The organism is Deltaproteobacteria bacterium, assembly GCA_019912665.1.
Lineage (GTDB): Bacteria > Desulfobacterota > GWC2-55-46 > GWC2-55-46 > GWC2-55-46 > UBA5799.
Genome location: JAIOIE010000018.1, coordinates 541598 through 558921 on the forward strand (window position 1 = coordinate 541598; position 17324 = coordinate 558921).

The 17324-nt window shown below is 57.7% G+C and carries 19 protein-coding genes; 3 read left to right on the forward strand and 16 right to left on the reverse strand.

Annotation, left to right across the window (positions count from 1 at the left end; all coding sequences use genetic code 11):
• Window positions 1–48 precede the first annotated feature (48 nt).
• Both K8I01_07005 and K8I01_07010 read right to left on the reverse strand, forming a co-directional pair.
• On the reverse strand, window positions 49–609 hold the full coding sequence (locus tag K8I01_07005; GenBank protein MBZ0220165.1) for a hypothetical protein: 561 nt from the start codon (window positions 607–609) through the stop codon (window positions 49–51).
• 144 nt (window positions 610–753) lie between these two features.
• Window positions 754–1632: a response regulator gene (locus tag K8I01_07010; protein ID MBZ0220166.1), complete on the reverse strand. Its 879-nt coding sequence runs from the start codon at window positions 1630–1632 to the stop codon at window positions 754–756.
• 99 nt (window positions 1633–1731) lie between these two features.
• Between K8I01_07010 and K8I01_07015 the strand changes: the two genes are divergently transcribed.
• Entirely contained in the window at window positions 1732–2451 is a 720-nt protein-coding gene (locus K8I01_07015; GenBank protein MBZ0220167.1) for a hypothetical protein, read from the forward strand.
• 174 nt (window positions 2452–2625) lie between these two features.
• Here the strand turns inward: K8I01_07015 and K8I01_07020 are convergent, their stop codons facing one another.
• The 13 genes from K8I01_07020 to K8I01_07080 all read right to left on the reverse strand — a co-directional run bounded on the left by K8I01_07020 (window position 2626) and on the right by K8I01_07080 (window position 14931).
• Complete coding sequence (locus tag K8I01_07020) at window positions 2626–3372, reverse strand: cytochrome b/b6 domain-containing protein (GenBank protein ID MBZ0220168.1); 747 nt, start codon at window positions 3370–3372, stop codon at window positions 2626–2628.
• Between the two features lie 108 nt (window positions 3373–3480).
• Window positions 3481–4038 carry a hypothetical protein gene (locus tag K8I01_07025; GenBank protein ID MBZ0220169.1) on the reverse strand — a complete coding sequence of 186 codons (558 nt, stop codon included), beginning with the start codon at window positions 4036–4038 and terminating at the stop codon, window positions 3481–3483.
• Window positions 4035–4637, reverse strand: a complete 603-nt coding sequence (locus K8I01_07030) for an FMN-binding protein (protein MBZ0220170.1) — start codon at window positions 4635–4637, stop codon at window positions 4035–4037. Before K8I01_07030 ends, K8I01_07025 begins: the two co-directional genes overlap by 4 nt.
• A gap of 15 nt (window positions 4638–4652) precedes the next feature.
• A complete protein-coding gene (locus K8I01_07035; GenBank protein ID MBZ0220171.1) occupies window positions 4653–5936 on the reverse strand; it encodes a hypothetical protein in 1284 nt (427 codons plus the stop codon).
• A 260-nt stretch (window positions 5937–6196) separates the two neighbouring features.
• The gene (locus tag K8I01_07040) at window positions 6197–6358 is read right to left on the reverse strand and encodes a Com family DNA-binding transcriptional regulator (protein MBZ0220172.1); all 162 of its coding nucleotides are present in this window, start codon (window positions 6356–6358) and stop codon (window positions 6197–6199) included.
• A 366-nt stretch (window positions 6359–6724) separates the two neighbouring features.
• Entirely contained in the window at window positions 6725–7399 is a 675-nt protein-coding gene (locus K8I01_07045; protein ID MBZ0220173.1) for an SCO family protein, read from the reverse strand.
• A gap of 92 nt (window positions 7400–7491) precedes the next feature.
• The gene (cyoE, locus tag K8I01_07050; GenBank protein MBZ0220174.1) at window positions 7492–8415 is read right to left on the reverse strand and encodes a heme o synthase; all 924 of its coding nucleotides are present in this window, start codon (window positions 8413–8415) and stop codon (window positions 7492–7494) included.
• 177 nt (window positions 8416–8592) lie between these two features.
• Window positions 8593–10221 carry a cbb3-type cytochrome c oxidase subunit I gene (locus tag K8I01_07055; GenBank protein MBZ0220175.1) on the reverse strand — a complete coding sequence of 543 codons (1629 nt, stop codon included), beginning with the start codon at window positions 10219–10221 and terminating at the stop codon, window positions 8593–8595.
• Between the two features lie 9 nt (window positions 10222–10230).
• Complete coding sequence (gene coxB, locus K8I01_07060) at window positions 10231–10944, reverse strand: cytochrome c oxidase subunit II (protein ID MBZ0220176.1); 714 nt, start codon at window positions 10942–10944, stop codon at window positions 10231–10233.
• Between the two features lie 45 nt (window positions 10945–10989).
• Window positions 10990–11751, reverse strand: a complete 762-nt coding sequence (locus K8I01_07065; protein ID MBZ0220177.1) for a heme-copper oxidase subunit III — start codon at window positions 11749–11751, stop codon at window positions 10990–10992.
• Window positions 11752–11832: 81 nt separating this feature from the next.
• The gene (locus K8I01_07070; GenBank protein MBZ0220178.1) at window positions 11833–12246 is read right to left on the reverse strand and encodes an Rrf2 family transcriptional regulator; all 414 of its coding nucleotides are present in this window, start codon (window positions 12244–12246) and stop codon (window positions 11833–11835) included.
• Between the two features lie 277 nt (window positions 12247–12523).
• A complete protein-coding gene (locus K8I01_07075) occupies window positions 12524–13837 on the reverse strand; it encodes a sigma-54 dependent transcriptional regulator (protein ID MBZ0220179.1) in 1314 nt (437 codons plus the stop codon).
• Window positions 13837–14931, reverse strand: coding sequence for a hypothetical protein (locus K8I01_07080; protein MBZ0220180.1), 1095 nt, complete (start codon window positions 14929–14931; stop codon window positions 13837–13839). The genes K8I01_07075 and K8I01_07080 overlap by 1 nt, the downstream gene beginning before the upstream one ends.
• A 342-nt stretch (window positions 14932–15273) precedes the next feature.
• On the opposite strand from K8I01_07080, the gene K8I01_07085 reads away from it, so the two are divergent.
• Window positions 15274–15561, forward strand: coding sequence for a cyclase (locus K8I01_07085; protein MBZ0220181.1), 288 nt, complete (start codon window positions 15274–15276; stop codon window positions 15559–15561).
• A 110-nt stretch (window positions 15562–15671) separates the two neighbouring features.
• Here the strand turns inward: K8I01_07085 and K8I01_07090 are convergent, their stop codons facing one another.
• Window positions 15672–16430, reverse strand: a complete 759-nt coding sequence (locus tag K8I01_07090) for a glucose 1-dehydrogenase (protein ID MBZ0220182.1) — start codon at window positions 16428–16430, stop codon at window positions 15672–15674.
• Between the two features lie 158 nt (window positions 16431–16588).
• Between K8I01_07090 and K8I01_07095 the strand changes: the two genes are divergently transcribed.
• Window positions 16589–17167 carry an OsmC family protein gene (locus tag K8I01_07095; protein ID MBZ0220183.1) on the forward strand — a complete coding sequence of 193 codons (579 nt, stop codon included), beginning with the start codon at window positions 16589–16591 and terminating at the stop codon, window positions 17165–17167.
• Window positions 17168–17324: the final 157 nt, after the last annotated feature.

A 17324-nucleotide genomic window follows, 5' to 3' on the forward strand; every position in this document is an offset into this window, starting at 1 on the left:
ATTCCGGTGGGAATGGAAAGGACCGGCTGAAAGGCCGCTTAAGAGTCCTCAGGGCGTTTCACAGATAAAGGAGTATGAGACCTCCTCGACCCATCCTTTTGCCGCCCCCACCCTGGCGATGAAGCTTACACAGGGCCCGAGCTGGGAACGGTACTCGACCGTGTGCCTGTCGCGGTAAGTCTCGGAGATTCCCGGATACTCCTTGAGAAGGTCTTTTTCCGAGAGCTTTCCGAGCTCCTTAAGCTCGGAGACCATGACGAGCCTCCTGCCTTCGTTAAAGTAGAGCGAGTACATCGTCTGCCAGGGGTTGTAGACGAACTTGAGCTCCGGCAGGCCGCCGGGCGCGGAAGGGTCCTCCTCGGCAGGGCGCACGTCTCCGTCATAAGGCTTGAAGGGCGCCTCCGGATGCATCCTCAATGCCTCCTCGAGCGTGGTCTTCCCGAGCACCAGTGCTCCGGCCTTTTTCCCGTTGGTGAGGAATGAATTGAAGACGTACTGCGCGGCCGGAGCTTTTTCGGTTGGTCCGGCCAGGGCCCGGAAATCGGTAAAGATGAACATCCAGGCCAATGGAGCTATTGCGGAGCCTACAGCCAACTTCCTTAGATTCATTTCAGTTTTTCCCGGGAATAGGTTTTGAGAGCGGTCTACGAGTCATTTTTACACCTTTTTTCGTAACTTTTCAACGGGATAGAATGGAGGCGGGCGAACCAGAACCGGAGACGGGCATTCCGTCCATGGGGCGTGCTGAGGCGATCAGTCCTTTTCAGAGCTGATAATATCCCGGACCATCTGCCGTATCTCGCTTATCGGGGCCGGTTTTCGAAGTAATTTCAGATTACGTTCCATTATGAACCTGACGCTTTCGAGGTCGGCGGAGGCGGTGATGAAGACAAACCTCGACTTATATCGAGGGGAGATCTCGACGGCTTTCAAGTAGAGCTCGATCCCGCTTATCCCCGGCAGGTCGATATCGGAGACGATTGCCGCGAACGGGCGGCCTGACTCGATGGCCTTAAGCGCATCGCGGCCGTTCGTCGCGGTCTCGATGAACCCCTCTCCGGCCAGCACCGCCCCAAGGAGCTTGAGGTTCATCTCATGGTCCTCAACGAGCAGTATCTTTTCCCTGATGACCTTCGGGAACCGGTCGGCCCTCTTAAGAATGGCTTCGAGGCCCGGTCTTCCGGAAAGAAACTCCCTTATGTGGTCCTTGTGCTCGTCCATCTCCCGGGCAAGCCTGGTGAAATCTTCCTCCGAGCTTTCCCTGAGGACGTCCATGAAATAGAGGAAGATGTCATTGAACTCCGAAAATTCAATGGATATAATATGGCCGAGCAGATCCTCCTTGGAGAGGGCGCCGCGCTTAAGCCCGGAGGAAAGCTCCTCGAAGGGCTTCTCGACCCTCCGCCTGGTCTCAGGGTCGAGGGAGACGATAAGGCCGTTTTCCCGGTCGGAAAGGGCCTTTCCGGCGCGTAGTACGAGCTCATGGTGCGTCCTCTCTTCATCCGAGAGGTGGCGGAGCAGCCCTGCGAGCTCGCTATCGTCCTCAAAGGCCTTTGCCGCGGCTGCGTAGACCTCCGAGGCGGTATCCTCGACAGACGCGACCCAGTCTATGATCTCTTTTTGGTTTTCCATTGCGTTTTCTCGCAAGATCCCGGCCCGGCGGAACTCAGGCCACCTTTCAAATATAGCATACGAAAGCCGGACGGCAATCGACCGGCCCAAGGAGGATTAATGGGAAGACCTGCCTTGCTGCTTACGGCCCTTGCGGCCGTTTTAATCGGGTTCGCGGGGTGCGCGGCCATAATGCCCGTTGAGCCGAACACGTTCAAAACGGATACGGTTTCCTATTCCATCGGCCAGGTGCATGAAAGGAATACCGGCGAGGCAATCGCGGTGGAGGAGAGGCTCATAGTCAGGCAGGCCCTTGTGGCCTCCTCTGATTTCACGCCCCCTCCGCAGGCCGGGGCCGAGTACCCTTCCATACGGAAAGGGATGGAGCTTAAGCCTTACGGGAGGCTGCCCGGCGGCGGTGTGCTTTACAGGAACGAGAAGCTCAGGCCCAGGACCTCGCTCGGGAGGCCGGTAGCATGGGAATACTGCATCGCTGTGGACGAAAAAGGCGCGGCTTATGGCGACGCGGCCTGCGCCCTCGGGCTCGTAAGGGTGTGGGAGCGGGGGCCGGAGAGGTCCCTCAAAATGAAGACCTTTTACAAGAGGGGGTCGGTAAGGCGCGAGCTTTCCTACAGCGGAAGGCAGGGTAAAACGATAAAGATGGCTTACCGCGAGTACAGGAGGGGGATGGACGTCCCTTCCGTCTCAGAGGACCTCGCCTACGACCTCCCCGGCCAGGGGCTCGTCCGCTTCAAGGGCATGGAAATAGAGGTGCTCGAGGCGACGAGGAACGGGATACGTTATATCGTAAGGTCCAGGATGGACGGATCGAATCGATAGATCCCAACAGATCCCACCGCCTCACTAACAGGATTTTGAAAAAGTACTTCCTGGGCTTTTTCAACTACGGCTTGTCCGAAATAAATTCGGCCAAGCCTTACAAATTGCTCGATTTTTCAAGCTCTCGCACTTTGGCAACATGGATTACATAGCAGGCTGTTTTTCAACGCCCTGCTAATCGCGGTAATCGACCGGCCTCTTGCCGAAGACCTTCCGGCCGGTGAACATGGCCGATATTATGCCGTTCCTTTCCCTTATTTCCGTCACGACAGCGCCAGCTATATGCGCGGCTGCAAGGGCAAGAAGGACATAGTAGAGCGTCTCGTGGGTCGTTATGAACGGCTTCCTGAAGGCCCGCATCTCCTCGAATCTCGCCTCGTTCACGTTCTCTTTCGAATAGGGCTTTATCACATCCAGGTTGGACCGGTCTTCGGCTATCCATGATTTGACGCTTCCGCCGAAAGGCGGAAAGTAGATATCGGTCCCCGCGAGCATGAGACCTGACCCTCCCATCGCAAGGAGGACCGCGAAAAGCGCCGCTACCATGAGCTTCCCTACGGGGTTATGCCCGAGCCAGCCCGGGGCATCGCCCATCCGGAAGCCTGCCGAGTATTCCCTCAGATCGGCCATGTAGCCCCTGCCAAACGGGAGAATAGCCCCCCACCTCGCGTAGCGGCTGCCGATGAAGCCCCAGATGGCCCGCCATGCCAGGTTCACGACGAAGACATAGCCCGTGAGCACATGGACGGTCTTCAAGAGCACCTTCCCGTCGTTCCCTATCCCAAGCTCTTTGCTGAAAAGTATGACTGTCCCGATGACGATAAGCCCGAGGACCGAGACGAAGTTTATCCAATGGAACCAGCGGACCGTTCGGTCCCAGACATTATATTCCTTAAGGTCAGCTTTTGCGATATGGCCCATATTTGTGCTCCTTGCTTATAACCGTAATCGAGCAATACAAAGCTCACCCGCCATTTTATTCCGGGACGGGTGCGAAGTCAAGAGCGGCTTTTTTCTAATTGATTGAATTTACTTACTTTTTTCGTGCAAAGCCGATTGCGGCGGATGATTTAGCTTAGGCCTGCGGGCTCCCTTCCTCGAAAGTGCGCCGTTTTTTGCTCCCTTCAAGGAGAGGAAAGCCGCGATAAGGAGCAAGGCGAAGGAGACCTCGAATAAGGTGAGCGAGGCTATCTTGAGGTAGGCGAATTTTTCCGAGACATAGACTATGAGCCAGCCCGAGAGCGCGTCCGACAGGCCGGATGCGATCGGCATGAGCACGAGCAGGTATTTTGCAAATGCCGGAATCGGCATGGCAGCCGCGAGATGGCCGGCAAGTAATATTGCTATGCCCATTGCGAACATGTGCATGTGCGTTATCTCCAGGAGTCCCTGGAAGGAGACCGGGTTCTTGAACGCCTCCTCCGAGCCAAGGTAATGGCTTACGACCCCGTGATAGCTCCACCCTATCCTGTCGGCGTGTATCACGAGGCCCGCCAGATGGGAGAAGGCGAGGTAAAGAAGCCCTGCAAAGAGGACCGTCTTCAGGAGCTTGCCCTGAGGGGCCTCGCCGTTTTTAAGGTACTTCACCGCGACCCTCCCTGCAAAACGAGCCCCATTGCCGCAAGCGTCTTCCTTATCTCCCTTGTAAGGCCGAATGCCGTAAGGGTAGCCCCGGTTATGGACTGTATGTCCCTGTTTATCCAGAGGCTTTCCGTGAGCCTTTTGCCCCTGAACTGGTCGAGCCACCTTTTCGAGGGTATGTATTCGAGCGGCTCGTAAAAGGCGAGTATCTCGACGTAACGGAGCTCCCCTCCCGGGCTTATGACAGCCATGTACGCCTCGGGCTTGGTCCTGACGACGTGGCTTTCTATTACCGCGTAACCTTCTATGCCGCCCTTTCCGCGAGCCGCGTAATAGGTGAATAGCTTTGAGCCCGGCCTCACCCCCGAAGCCTTCTCGATCTCATCGAGGTCCGTGTCCTTGAGGAAGATTGAATCTCTCATGACTTCAAGCCCTGGAAAGGCCCTCGCAAGGGCCTCGTCCCTCGTCGCGAAGACCTTCGCGTCAAGGGGCAAGGCCCAGACGAGGAGCGCCGCAAGGACCAGGAAAACAGACCGCGCCTTCAAGGCGGACGCCCCGGCCGCCTTGAAGCCAAGGAGGAAGAGAGGTCTTTTTTTCTGTCCCATGCGGCGCCTTTCTTCTTAGAATATGAAGCCAACGCCCAGGTTGAACTGGTCTATCTTGTTCTCGTCAAGCCCGGTCCCCTTCCCCTCCGGGAGGTTTGAATCGGTGTCCCTTATCTGGTAGTCCGCCTTTATGACGACATTATGGATGGGTTTATACCCCACGCCCAGGGTCGTTATCTTCCTGTGCTGGGTCGGGTCCTTCGTAACGCCGCTAAAGACCTCGTGGTGGGTGTCGTAGTCCTCATACCTCACAAAGGGCGTAAGGGCCGCCTCGGACATGGGCTTTATAAGAGGCATTACGTCGTATGCAGCCTCGGCGTACCATCCTCTCGCCTTTTTGCCCACATCGGTCGGAGGGGCCGCATCGAAGGCGTCATTGCCGTCGAGCCTGCCCTCGACATAGAGGCCGCGTAGCTCAAGCCCCTTCTGCCTGAATATGGCGTGGACCTCCCAGAGGTCGATATCAGCGTTCTTGTCCGCTGCCGAAACGACGTCACCACCTTTGCCCGCGCCGGCCTCGCCGATATAATAGCTGCCGCCGAGGGAGAAGCCCTCGGCTATGTCGTACTCGAGGTTCAGTACATAGGCCAGGCTTTCGGCGTTGGCGCTCGTGCCCTTGAACCTGCCGTTCCTTATCCAGTCCGATTTTCTGAAGCTGTCGGATTTGAGGCCGTTAAGAACCGCGGCCTTGTAGGAGAGGTTACCAACCTCTCCGTGCACCATGACCCCCAGGTCGCGCCAGGTGGTGGGGATTATGTTCCTCTCGACCTCGGGGCGGTTTACCCCGTGGATGGTCGTGGGCTCGTGGAACTCGTTCACTATTCCCATGGGCACGAGGAGGAGGCCGGGCCTTACGTTAAACGCCTCGTTCACAAGGAAGTCGACATAAAGGAACTCGACGAAGACCTCGTTGGCGTGCTCGAATTCTATCTCCGCGTTGAGCACGATATTGTCCGTGAACTTGTACCCGGTGTACAGGATGAACCGGAGCGTGTCCGCCAGGTCCTTTTTCGTGTCGTCGAGGTAGTTCGTATAGAAGAACTCGCCGTAGCCGCCCATGGAGAGCCCGCCCCTTTTGCCGTATACCTTCGAGGCAGCCGGGCCGAGGCCCGAGAAGGACTCGTACTTGTCCTCGGCGACCTCTCCGAGCTTGAGTTTCTCGACCTCTTCGGTCAAAATCTCCATTTTCCGGTTAAGCTCGCTCAAGTCGCTTTCCGCCGCGCTTCCCTCCGCTGGAATTGTCCCGAAAAGGAGCGCCGCCGTAAATGCCGTTGCAGTCATGTTCCTCAAGCCTTTCATCTTCCCCTCCTCTTTGCTTCGTTGGTCTATACCGGCCCGTTGATTAATCCAGGGCGGCAGTGCAGTCCGAACGCTCAATCGGCTCCGAGCGCTATTGCTTGCATATCCCGCCTCAAATACGTGAGCCGCAGTGAATGCGGCATCGATACGGGACTCGGAATCCTCTGGGGTTAAATACGGCGCTCGGAAAGCACTCGCCTTCAGCCCTGGAAGGGCCTGAGGGTAGATGGGATGACGGATGTATCAACAAACGGGGGCTATCAATCTCTTTCGGCTCCAGGACTGCCTATTTCCTGGATAAGCCTGCACTTCGGGCATTTTATCTCCACATGCCTGACCTCTCCTTTCATGAGGAGCCTGTTGCACTTCCTGCACCTGATCTCGGCTTTAAGCTTGCCATCCAATTCACCGGGCGTGTCCATGACCACCTCTTTTGTACGGCTGCGCGCCCGGGCCGCTCAGAAAAGGGGCCCGGACAATGCTGTGATTTGATTTTCATGTTCATTAACCGCGGGCACCTCCCCAGGCACTGGTCCCGCGCGGCCAGCTGAGCTGCCCCGGACCGGAGTCCGGGACATTTTGAATTTGACTTTCATATTCATTTACACCGGATCTACTTGCCTTGTCAAGCGGATTCGTGCAAGCCGTTCCTTTTTTCTTCATTCGTGCTTTTCGGCCCCGGCGTGAGGCCGCAGAAGTCCCTATCCTTAAAGGGACTGTCTCATGCGGTCTTGAGGCGCTGAAAGGAGCTTAAAACGGGTTCTGGTGCGGAGGAGCGTCCGTTTTCGCTAGGGGCCGGACTTTTTTCTGGCTGAGCGGAAGATATAAAGCGCGAAGAAGAGAAAGGCCGTATAGACCATTAGCCCCATCCCTACCTTTGCGAGAAAACCGTAATCCGGGCCGTAGGTTCCGGTCTCCTCGTCATAGGTATAGCAGATGGATTTGAGGAAACCTAATATGCCGGATGATTGCGGGGGAGCGGGCGCGGCCGCAGGGTCCAGAGAGGACCTTACAGCCTCGGAAAACTCCTTGGGGTCGATTTCGTTCCCGTAAAGCCGCCTTGCCACCCTGCCGTCAGGCCCTATGATGACCGCCAGGTTCGGATGGTCAAAGCCGTTTGCCGTCTTCCTGTATGCGGACCCCGCTTCTCTTACGAGCGCGTCGACGGTCTTCTGATCGGAGGTCGCAAATTTCCACGATCCGAAGTCGTCCGTGAATTTCCCGCCGTACTCCTTAAGCGCCTCCGGGGTGTCGTTCGCGGTATCGAAACCAATTGTAAGCGCGGTGAAGGCGGTCCCGAAGCCCGAGCCCGGGCTCATGAACGCGCCCCTCAAGCTGTCGGTATGGGTGCCGCAGGTATGGGTGCAGGATGTGTAGACGAAGCTTAAGACCAGCGGCTTTCCATATAGCTCGCTCAATCTGAAGGACTTGCCGTCCTGGTCGACGAGGGTGCGGTCTGTCAATCGTGCGCCGGCCGGGACCTCTGAATAGCACATGGAGGGCGCGGCAAGGGCCAGGATTGCAATCAATATGGCTGAAAGCGCGCGGATCACCGCTATCCCGCGAGGGCGTCCAATATTACGCCCGCAAAGAGTATGGCAAGGTATGCCATGGAGGCCTTGAAGTTCCTCCAGGCAGCCTCCTTTGACTGGTCTCTTACGAGGAGCGCGCTACGGTAAAGGAAGAGCCCACCGGCGATCGCGGCGGATGCCGCATATAGCGCCCCGAAAAGGCCGAGTGCGACCGGAACGAAAGAGGACGCGACGAGCACCGCGGTATTCGCCATTATCCAGACGGCAGCCTTCCTGTCGCCCACCACGTTAGGGAGCATCGGCACCCCCGCCCTCTCGTAGTCTTCCCTGTGCACTATGGCGAAGCTCCAGAAGTGCGACGGGGTCCAGAAAAAAAGGACCACCGCTAGCAGGACAGGGGCCGAGCAGAAGGCCGGCTCTGCCGAAGCGCCTCCGGCGAGCACGGCGAAGCTGCCGGCGAGGCCCCCTATCACGATATTGAGGCTGCTCCTTCTCTTGAGCCACACGGTGTAGACGACCGCGTAGACGAACGCGCCCAGGAAAAGGTGGAGCGCCACCATGTAGTTGAGCTTAAGTAGCGAGACCGCCACCGAAATGGCGAGGAGGATAACGGCGAGCACCGGAGCGGCGGACGGCGGGCAGGCCGAAACGAGCGGCCTGCCCCTGGTCCTCTTCATTACAGCGTCTATGTCCCTGTCGAAATAGTGGTTGAGAGCGCTCGCGGCTGAAGCCGCGGCCATCGTTGCCAAAGCAAGATACAGGGCCTTTTCCGGCGAGAACCCGTAAGGCGCGGCAAGAAGCCCCACGACCGCCGAGAGCGTTATGAGCCAGCATATCCTGAGCTTCAATAGGGCCAGGCACCTCGATTGCCTGAGAAGCCCCGCTGCTCCGGATGCCGTTAAGGCCTTTAGCCCCGTCGGGATTATTTGAGTGATGGCTACCCGCATGTCAGCCCCCCTGATTGATTCGTCTCCGCCGGCCTTTTCACATGCCTGCACCTTTCGATGACCGGGCAGCCTGACCCGGCCCTGCACGCCGGGCAAGCGCCGATTTCTGAAAAATCGTCCGGCCGTTCCGGGGTCACCCCTGATTCCGCCCTGGCCGGACCGATACCAGTCCTGATGCTATTTGCCGTATCCGTAAGGGCTCCAGTCCTCGGGGACTTTCACCTCCCCGCCGAAGTTGCCGGGCGGAGGGGGCGAAGGCGCGTGCGTCCATTCAAGCGAGCGCGAGCCCCAGGGGTTGGGCCCGACCTTTTTGCCGAAAAAAACGCAGTGCAGCCAGGAGATGAGCACCACCAGCGCCCCGAGTAGTATTATATACGAACCGATGGTCGCCCACTGCTGCATCCATTCCAGCTCAGGGAACTGCTGGTAATCGTAATACCTCCGCGGCAGGCCCTTAACTCCCATAATCAGCGTGAACATGAATGTTATGTTCACGCCTATGAAGAAGAGAAAGAACCCGAGCTTCCCGAGCGTTTCGCTGTACATCCTGCCGGTCATCTTGGGGAGCACGTAATAGGTGCCGCCGAGTATCGCGGTGGTCATGGAAACGGCCATGACGTAGTGGAAGTGGCCGGGCATCCAGTAAGTGTCCGTGAGGTGCATGTAGATGGCGGACATGGCGTTTGGTATCCCGGTCAATCCTCCTACGAGGAAGAGAAAGAGGAACCCGGCTGCGTAGAGCATTGGCGTCGAATACTGTATTGAGCCCTTGTAGAGAGTGCCAAGGAGCCCAATCATGAGGAGCCCGACCGGCACGCTTATGACGAGCGTGGTGAACACATGGATGAGCACCATCCAGTTGGGGATGCCCGCGATATAGAGGTGGTGCGCCCAGACCAGGCCCGTAAGGCCCAGGACGCCGAAGATGCCGTAATAGACCATCTTCATGTGGTTGAATATCCTGTTCCTGGCGAATGTTGCCACTATCTCGTAAATGAGCCCTACAGCCGGAAGGAATATTACATAGACCGCGGGGTGCGAGTAGAACCAGAAGAGGTTCTCGTATATGAGGGCGCTCCCGCCGGCGGCGGCGTTGAAGAAATGCGTGCCGAGGTACTTATCGAGCGAGAGCATAGTGACCGCCACGCCCAGTATCGGGACGAATATTATCTGTATGATGAAGGCCGCCAGGGTGCACCAGATGAAGATGTTGAGCTTGCTCCAGGTAAGGCCAGGAGCCCTCATGTAGATTATCGTCGTAAGGAAGTTCACCCCCGCCGCTATCGATGAAAAGCCCATGAGGAGCACGGTGAAGGTATAGAAAGCGGTGTTGCCGCCCGTGAGGAGCGAGTACGGCGGGTAGCCCGTCCACATTATGTCCGGCGGATCGGGTATTACGAACGTGAGGAGCGCCACGACCAGGCCCATCCAGAAGAGCCAGACGCTAAGCGCGTTCACCCTCGGGAACGCGACATCCTTCGCGCCTATCATGAGCGGGACGTAGTAGTTGGCGAAAAAGCCGGTGAGCGCCGGTATCTGGTAGCCGAGTATCATCGCGGCCCCGTGGAAGTAGAGCCATGTGTTATAGGCGCCCGGGTTGTCCGTCACGGTCGGGCCGAGGCTCGCAAGCTCCGTCCTCATGAGGATGGCCATTATTCCCGCGACCAGGAAGGCGGCGAAAGCGCCTATCATGTAGAGCACCGCGACCCTCTTGTGGTCCGTCGTGAAGACCCATTCCTTGAGGCTGAATCCGGAGCCGGCCGCGTGGCGCGTGTCTACGGAACCGGTGACCATGGTTGAGCTCATATACCCCTCCTAAGCTTCTTTTTTCTGAGGAGTGTTCTCCTCTATCCATTTCTTGAACTCTGCCTCGGGCATCACGATGACCTTGCCGTGCATGCTCGAATGCAGGGTGCCACAGAACTCCGCACAGGTCATGACGTGCTCGCCCGCCGTTTTCGGGTAAAACCAGATGTAGGTGTCCATGCCGGGAACCGTGTCCCACTTGACCTTGAAATCCGGTATGAAGAAGCTATGGAGGACGTCCCTGCTCGAAAGCGCCACCTTTACGGGCGTTCCCTCCGGTACCCTTAGCTCGTTCGTGGTGGTCGCCCCGCCGGGGTAGGTTATGTCCCAGCCCCACATGTACGCCTCGACCTTGACCTCGTAAGACCCTTCGGGCACCTCCCTCATCTTGTTCCAGAGCTCGAAGTTCTTGGCCGCGAGGAAGACGTCGTCGGCCAGGAATATGAAAGCCGGGATGATCACCCAGCCAAGGGAGGCAAGAGGCGTAAGCGCCGTGCCCTTCCCCTCCTCTCCTTCTTTCCTCCTCCTGTACCTTATGAGCAGATAGAGAGTAACCGCCGCAAAGATGACCCCGATAATGGTTATGTCCAGCAAGAGCTCCTGCCAGAGGTGGTGCCAGCCTTCGGTTATGTCCGGCACGGCGCCGCCGCCCTCAGCGGCATCGGCCAGTTTCACCGGCAGAAGGAGGGCGCCCCCCGCGATGAGCCGCCTGAATGTCTTCATATATTCCAGCTCCTTTCCTCTCTCATTATAATAACCGCCCCAGCCCTACCAGAAATAGAGCTGCGAGACCACGAAGAACCATACTACGTCAACGAAATGCCAGTAGACCGAGGCTGATTTGACGAAGGCCTTGTTGACCTTGCCAGAGAGCGCCGGGAGGAGTATGCACAGGAAAAGCGCCAGCCCCACAATTACGTGAGATCCGTGGAAACCCGTTATGGAGAAAAAGGACGACGAGAAGACGTTCGTGCCGAAGGTGAAGCCGTGGTGGTAGAACTCGGTCCACTCGAAAGCGGATATGCCGAGGAAGACCGTGCCCAGGACCATCGTGACCACGAGCCAGAAGATGAACCCTTTCCTGTCGTAATGCTCCTCCTCTATCTTCTCCTCGGCGAGGTGGATGGTGAAGCTCGAGGCGACCAATATGAAGGTCATGACCACGGGCACAGCCATCGACATCTCCGGGGTGCCGGGCGGTGGCCAGAAAGGCGCCGTAAGCCTTGTCACCCAGTATGCCGCGAAAAAGCCTATGAAGAGGAAGGCCTCAGCCACTATGAAAAACGGCATTGCCCAGACGCTCAAGCCTATCGAGTACCCGTGCTCGTCTTCCAGCCCCTCCCTGACCCAGCCTATGATGGATATGAGCACCAGCGGCGCCCCTATCCCCAGGCAGATGAAGGCCGCCATCGGCATCTTGTAGACAAAATAGAAGCCGAAGGCCAGCGGCGCGAGGAAGAGTATCCCCACGCTCACCAGGAGCGGCCAGTAGCTGGTGTGCCACTTCAGTTCATGCGCGTGCCCGTTCATCTCGTTTTACCTCCTGGACAGTCCGGCCTTCCGGCCGGATTTTTGCGATTTTTTGGATAATTAAGGTCTTCTTAGTCCTTTTTATTTGCAAAAAAAACCGGGCCCTATCCCCCCGATGCTCTCGGACGCGAGAATGCCCGCAACACTTAAAGAACACCTTTTAAGTACGGCTTGGAGCAGGCATTCGGAACGGTCCTCGCATTCGTCATCCTTGATGACGCAGCCGGCCTCGACCGGGCCATCTATGGCCTCGACGACCTCGAGGAGGGTTATCGTGCCGGGGTCCCTGTCGAGCATGAACCCGCCGTCCCGTCCCCTTGCCGACCTTATTATGCCCCTCGATGCAAGCGTCCGGAAGAGCTTCGCGAGGTACTGCTTCGAAATACCCGTGGCCCTCGATATCTCGTCTATCCCCGTGTAATCGGATGCCTTGCTGGTTGAGATGTACACGAGACCGGCTATCGCGTAACCGGAACCTTTGCTGAACCTGAACAAAACGCCCTCTCTTCCCGCGCCGGTTGGAAGACAGCCGAGCAGCCGTTGTGTATAGCTTAGCATGTATTGACATTTTAGCAACTTAGCAACAACCGTGCCAAAAAAGGATGCGGCCTTTTAAAGGGCTTTTCGATCCAGACTGTGTTCGGGCAAAAGGACGCTGCGGCAGAATGCCGCTCACTTGCTTTACCGGCAGGTGGAAACTATGTTGATATCGGATGGTTAAAGGCTAATGCGCAACTTTGCCGCATGCGGCACTCTTGCGCTTTGCCATGCATCAGGCGGGGCCGCCCTGCTTGAGGCCGTATTTCGTCATCTTTCTCTGGAGCGTCCGGCGGTCTATCCTGAGGACCCTGGCCGAGCGGCTTACGTTCCAGCCGTTGGCCTCAAGGACCCCTGCTATGCAGTCCCTCTCTGAGCCTTCGAGCGAGCCCTTTTCCGGGCGCGGCAAGGGACCGGACCGGCGTTGTTTGAGCGAATCCAGAAGCAGGCCTTCTGTTATGGCCTCGCCAGGGCTCATGACCGCTGCGCTCTCCATGAGGTTCTTAAGCTCCCTTACGTTACCAGGCCAGCTGTGGCCCTTAAGTACGTCTAGCGCGCCTGGGCCGAAAAAGAACCTTTTACCGCGCGCTTTAGAAGCCCTCTCAAGGAAAAATGACGCAAGCGCGGGTATGTCCTCGGGCCTTTCCCTGAGCGGCGGGATATGGACCCTGCAGACGTTCAGCCTGTAATAGAAATCCAGCCTGAACCTCCCGGCCGCCACCTCCTTTTCTATGTCCTTGTTGATGGCGGCTACTATCCGTGTGTTTACGCTCATCTCCCGGTTCGAGCCCAGGGGCCGGAACGAGCCGGTCTCCATGAACCTCAAGAGCATTGCCTGAACCGGCAGCTCCATGTCGCCTATCTCGTCGATAAAGAGGGTGCCGTTGTCGGCTGCCCGGAGGAGGCCGTCTTTAGAGTCCAGCGCGCCTGTGAACGCGCCCTTTACGTGGCCGAAGAGCTCGTTCTCAAGCAGGCCCGCCTTTAAAGAAGCGCAGTTCACGGCGATAAAGGGCATCTCCTTCCTTATGCTCTCGAAATGGAGGGCGCGCGCCACAAGCTCCTTTCCAGTGCCGCTCTCGCCCGAGATTAGGACAGGTAGGCCCGTGTCCTTTACCCTCCGTATGAAACGCGCCACCTCCTTCATGGCCAGGCTCGACCCTGCCATGCCCTGGCAGTCAGGCTCGGGCCCGTCCGCCGGTGTTATGCCCGAGAGCACCCTTTCTATCTCGTCTATGGAGCACGGTTTCGTGAGGTAGTTATAACCGCCGAGCTTTATGGCGGTGACCGCGTCGGATATGGAGCCGTACCCGGTCAATATGATGCAGGCCGTGGCGGGCCGGACCTCCCGGAGCCTCGAGAGCACCTCGAAGCCGTTCATGCCGGGCATCATCATGTCTATGATGGCGGCGTCAAAGGACGAGGCCGAGGCCATTGAAAGCGCCTCCTCCCCGGTCGCGGCGGGCTTCACGTCGTGGCCGCGGGCCGAGAGCGCCATGCAAAGGGTCTTCCTGAAGATTCTGTCGTCATCGAGGACCAGGATGCGCGCCATCAGCCCGCCCCCCTTTCGTTCCCATCTGCAGCCGGGGGCAGGAGGAGATCTACCCTGGTGAGGCCGGGCTTGCTCTCTATCCGTATCTCGCCTTTAAGGTCCCGCATGATGCCGTAGCTCACCGAAAGGCCGAGGCCCGTGCCCTTGCCGACAGGCTTTGTCGTAAAGAAGGGCTCGAAGACCCTCTTTAAAAGCTCCCGGGGGATGCCGGGGCCGTCGTCCGTTACGCTCACCCGCACGAAGCCGGAGAAGGATGTAGATACCGAAACCCTTCCGCCACCGTTCTCCTCGACCGCGTCTATCGCGTTCCTTACGACGTTAAAGAGGACCTGCCTGAACCTGTCCGGGTCTGTTGAGGCATGGGGTATCCCGGGATCAAGAGCGGTAGAAAGCTCGACCGCCTTGGAGCCCTCCCCTCTTGTGGCGAACTTCAAGGCCCTCTGGACGAGCGGGTTTATGTCGGTCGGCACAAGGCGAGTGACCCCGGCCTGCGAGAAACCCAGGAGGTCGTTTATTATGCCCCTGCACCTTTCTATCTCGCCCTTCATGTCGGAGAGGTGCTCGCTTAAGACCTCCCGGGGAAGGTCCCGTGCGCCGCCCTTCTCCACCATGCGCGCTATTTCGTCGGAGATTATCGAGATGGTCCCGAGGGGGGTATTGAGCTCATGTGCTATGCCGGCCGCAAGCTGGCCTATGGCGGCCATCTTCTCGACCTTCTCCATAAGCTCCTCCTGCTTTATCCTTATGAGCCCCTTTCCGGTGACGTCCATTATGATCTCGAAGACGCTACCCGGGGCGCCGCCCTTGCCGCTTGCAGGGACGGCAATGACCTCGAACTCCCGCGGCTGGCCGTCGTCCTTCGAATCGAGCGTAAACTCGTAGTGGGCGGGCGCGCCGCATTCGATAGCGCGCCCGGTCGGACAGATGGCGCAGAACTCGGGGCCCCGGCTCGCGACCCTGTAGCAGGCCCTTCTCCTGCCCGTCTGGGTCCCGAACCATTCGGCGGCCCTCTGGTTCATCCACTGTATCCGGTGCCGGCAGTCGATGTAGAGCAACGCGGCATCCAGGCTGTCGAGCGCTTCCTCGATTTTCATGGTCAATCCGGATTGAGAAAGGGACCGCTTTCCGGGCCGGGGCGGCCCTGGACCTTCGGGCGCGGCCCTGCCTTGGATTATACTCCTAAAGGACCTATACGGACAAGAAGAGATGTTTACGGCCCGCATGGCGCGGCTTTTTTGAATTGCGCCCCGGCCCGGTATAGACTTTAAATAAAGGCAAGCCCTAAATGAGATTCTTCCCGCTTTTCCCGAAAGGGCGGGAATAAAAAGCGGAGCATATATGTGAATATGTGAGCATTTTTATTCACGTAACCTACGCAGAGTCCGGGGAAAAGATCAATTTTCAGAGCTTGCCTAAAAGAACTAAAGGAGACAGCCATGGCATATCTTCTTATTGAACACGATGTGACGGACTTCGACAGGTGGAAGCCGGTCTATGACGGGCACGAGGACCGGAGGAGGCAGGCGGGCCTCAAGGAGGTGCTCCTTTTGCAGGACATCGAAAACCCCAAAAAGGTCGTCCTTCTTTTCGAGGCGGCGGACCTCAAGAAGGCGCGTGAGTTCCTTGAATCGGATGACCTCCAGAAGACCATGCAGAGGGCCGGGGTGGTAGGGATACCGAGCTTCTTTTTCCTGGACAGGCCCGCGCTGAGAAAAGCCGCCTGAGTAGCCAGTCGTCTTATGAAGAGAAAAGGGCTATGCCGGAGGGCGTAGCCCTTTCGTTTAAGACGCAAGCGTGAATCCCGGATGGACGGCAGCAATCAATCAGGCACGAATCAAAGCATCGCGGTCCAGCCGCCGTCTATGACAAGGGCGTGGCCAGTCACGTAATCGGAAGCCTTTGACGCCAGGAAGACCGCGGTCCCTGCGAGCTCTTCCGGCCTTGCCCCCCTTCCGAGCGGGACCCGTTCCCTTATGAACGCCATAAAGGAGCTGTCGCCAATAAGGTCCCTGGTCATGTCCGTCTCAAAGAGGCCGGGGCAGACCGCGTTCACCTGTATGTTGTGCTTACCCCACTCGGCGGCAAGTGTCTTGGTAAGTAGTATCACACCGGCCTTGCTCGCGTTATAGGCGGCGGACTCCGGAAACGCCGCGAGCCCGGCGACGCTCGCGATATTGATTATCTTCCCGGAGCGCTGTCGTATCATGTGCCTGCCTGCCTCTTTTGCGCAAAGGAGCTGCCCCCTGAGGTTGATATCCAGCACGGCATCCCAATCCTCGGCCCTTATATTCTCTGCGGCGGATATCCTGAAGATGCCGGCGTTATTAACAAGTATGTCTATTCTGCCGAGTTCCGCTATCGTCTTTTCGACCAACTCCCTTACGCTCTCCTCGTCTCCGACGTCGGCCTTGACCCCGACAGCCCTCCTTCCCAGGGCCCTTACTCCGACAACCGCTTCGCTGACGTCGATGATGTCGGATACGGCAATATCGGCGCCTGCGCCCGCAAGGCCCAATGCCATGGCCCTGCCAAGCCCCCTTGCCCCGCCCGTCACGATTGCGGCCTTGCCAGCCAGGTCGAATAATCCCGCCATAATAAATCTCCTATTTGCCTGAAATCGGTTCTGTTTACGCGTGACCTGCCCTATTACAAAGTATATCAGCCTTTCGCACCATGCATCTCGGGTGTGAATTGAAATCCCGGCCAGTTCATTTAGAATCGGCTTATAGGAACATAAAGGAGGTACTTGCCATGTCTGTGAAGAAACTTGAGGAATTCGAGGGCAGGCCAGAGGTCCTGAACGGGATAGACCTGAATAAGCTCTTCACTTCAGTGGATGCGCTCAAAAACAACCCCGAGCTTGCGAAGTTCAAATTCAGGCTGCACAACCGATGGATGGGCGGCGGGCACAACCGCTCCCGGGTAAGCGGCTTTTTCGGGTTGAGCCAGGAGAACAGGCACAAGCAGCCTTTCGAGCTAGACGGCGACGAACCCGAAATGCTGGCAGGCACGGACCAAGGGGCAAACCCGGTAGAGCACCTGCTGAACGCCCTTGCCGCCTGCCTTACCACTACTATGGTCTATCATGCGGCCCTTCGAAATATAAAGATAGACGAGCTCGAATCGGAGCTTGAGGGCGATATAGACCTGAGGGGCTTCCTCGGCCTGTCGAACGACGTGCGGCGGGGTTATCAGGATATCCGGGTAACCTTCAGGGTCAAAACCGACGAGAAGAACCTGGACAGGCTCAAAGCGCTCTCCAAGCTATCCCCGGTATTTGATGTAACGACAAACGGCACCGATATCGACGTCCGGGTTGAAAGGAAATAGTCTTCGAGCGGCTCACAATGGCATTAGGCGGGCCTACGGCGAGGTCCGCCGCAGCTCTGCTGCGGAACTCTCGATTTGACAAGAAAGCAATATGGGTCAGAATAGATATAAGGCAACCTCTAAAAATTAGAGATTTTCCTCAATCAAGAAAGGGCGG

Excerpts from the sequence above, each read along its gene's own strand:
- K8I01_07005 (MBZ0220165.1), bottom strand. The coding sequence starts at position 609 with ATGAATCTAAGGAAGTTGGCTGTAGGCTCCGCAATAGCTCCATTGGCC.
- K8I01_07010 (MBZ0220166.1), bottom strand. The coding sequence starts at position 1,632 with ATGGAAAACCAAAAAGAGATCATAGACTGGGTCGCGTCTGTCGAGGAT.
- K8I01_07015 (MBZ0220167.1), top strand. The coding sequence starts at position 1,732 with ATGGGAAGACCTGCCTTGCTGCTTACGGCCCTTGCGGCCGTTTTAATC.
- K8I01_07020 (MBZ0220168.1), bottom strand. The coding sequence starts at position 3,372 with ATGGGCCATATCGCAAAAGCTGACCTTAAGGAATATAATGTCTGGGAC.
- K8I01_07030 (MBZ0220170.1), bottom strand. The coding sequence starts at position 4,637 with ATGGGACAGAAAAAAAGACCTCTCTTCCTCCTTGGCTTCAAGGCGGCC.
- K8I01_07035 (MBZ0220171.1), bottom strand. The coding sequence starts at position 5,936 with ATGAAAGGCTTGAGGAACATGACTGCAACGGCATTTACGGCGGCGCTC.
- K8I01_07040 (MBZ0220172.1), bottom strand. The coding sequence starts at position 6,358 with ATGGACACGCCCGGTGAATTGGATGGCAAGCTTAAAGCCGAGATCAGG.
- cyoE (MBZ0220174.1), bottom strand. The coding sequence starts at position 8,415 with ATGCGGGTAGCCATCACTCAAATAATCCCGACGGGGCTAAAGGCCTTA.
- K8I01_07055 (MBZ0220175.1), bottom strand. The coding sequence starts at position 10,221 with ATGAGCTCAACCATGGTCACCGGTTCCGTAGACACGCGCCACGCGGCC.
- coxB (MBZ0220176.1), bottom strand. The coding sequence starts at position 10,944 with ATGAAGACATTCAGGCGGCTCATCGCGGGGGGCGCCCTCCTTCTGCCG.
- K8I01_07065 (MBZ0220177.1), bottom strand. The coding sequence starts at position 11,751 with ATGAACGGGCACGCGCATGAACTGAAGTGGCACACCAGCTACTGGCCG.
- K8I01_07075 (MBZ0220179.1), bottom strand. The coding sequence starts at position 13,837 with ATGGCGCGCATCCTGGTCCTCGATGACGACAGAATCTTCAGGAAGACC.
- K8I01_07080 (MBZ0220180.1), bottom strand. The coding sequence starts at position 14,931 with ATGAAAATCGAGGAAGCGCTCGACAGCCTGGATGCCGCGTTGCTCTAC.
- K8I01_07085 (MBZ0220181.1), top strand. The coding sequence starts at position 15,274 with ATGGCATATCTTCTTATTGAACACGATGTGACGGACTTCGACAGGTGG.
- K8I01_07090 (MBZ0220182.1), bottom strand. The coding sequence starts at position 16,430 with ATGGCGGGATTATTCGACCTGGCTGGCAAGGCCGCAATCGTGACGGGC.
- K8I01_07095 (MBZ0220183.1), top strand. The coding sequence starts at position 16,589 with ATGTCTGTGAAGAAACTTGAGGAATTCGAGGGCAGGCCAGAGGTCCTG.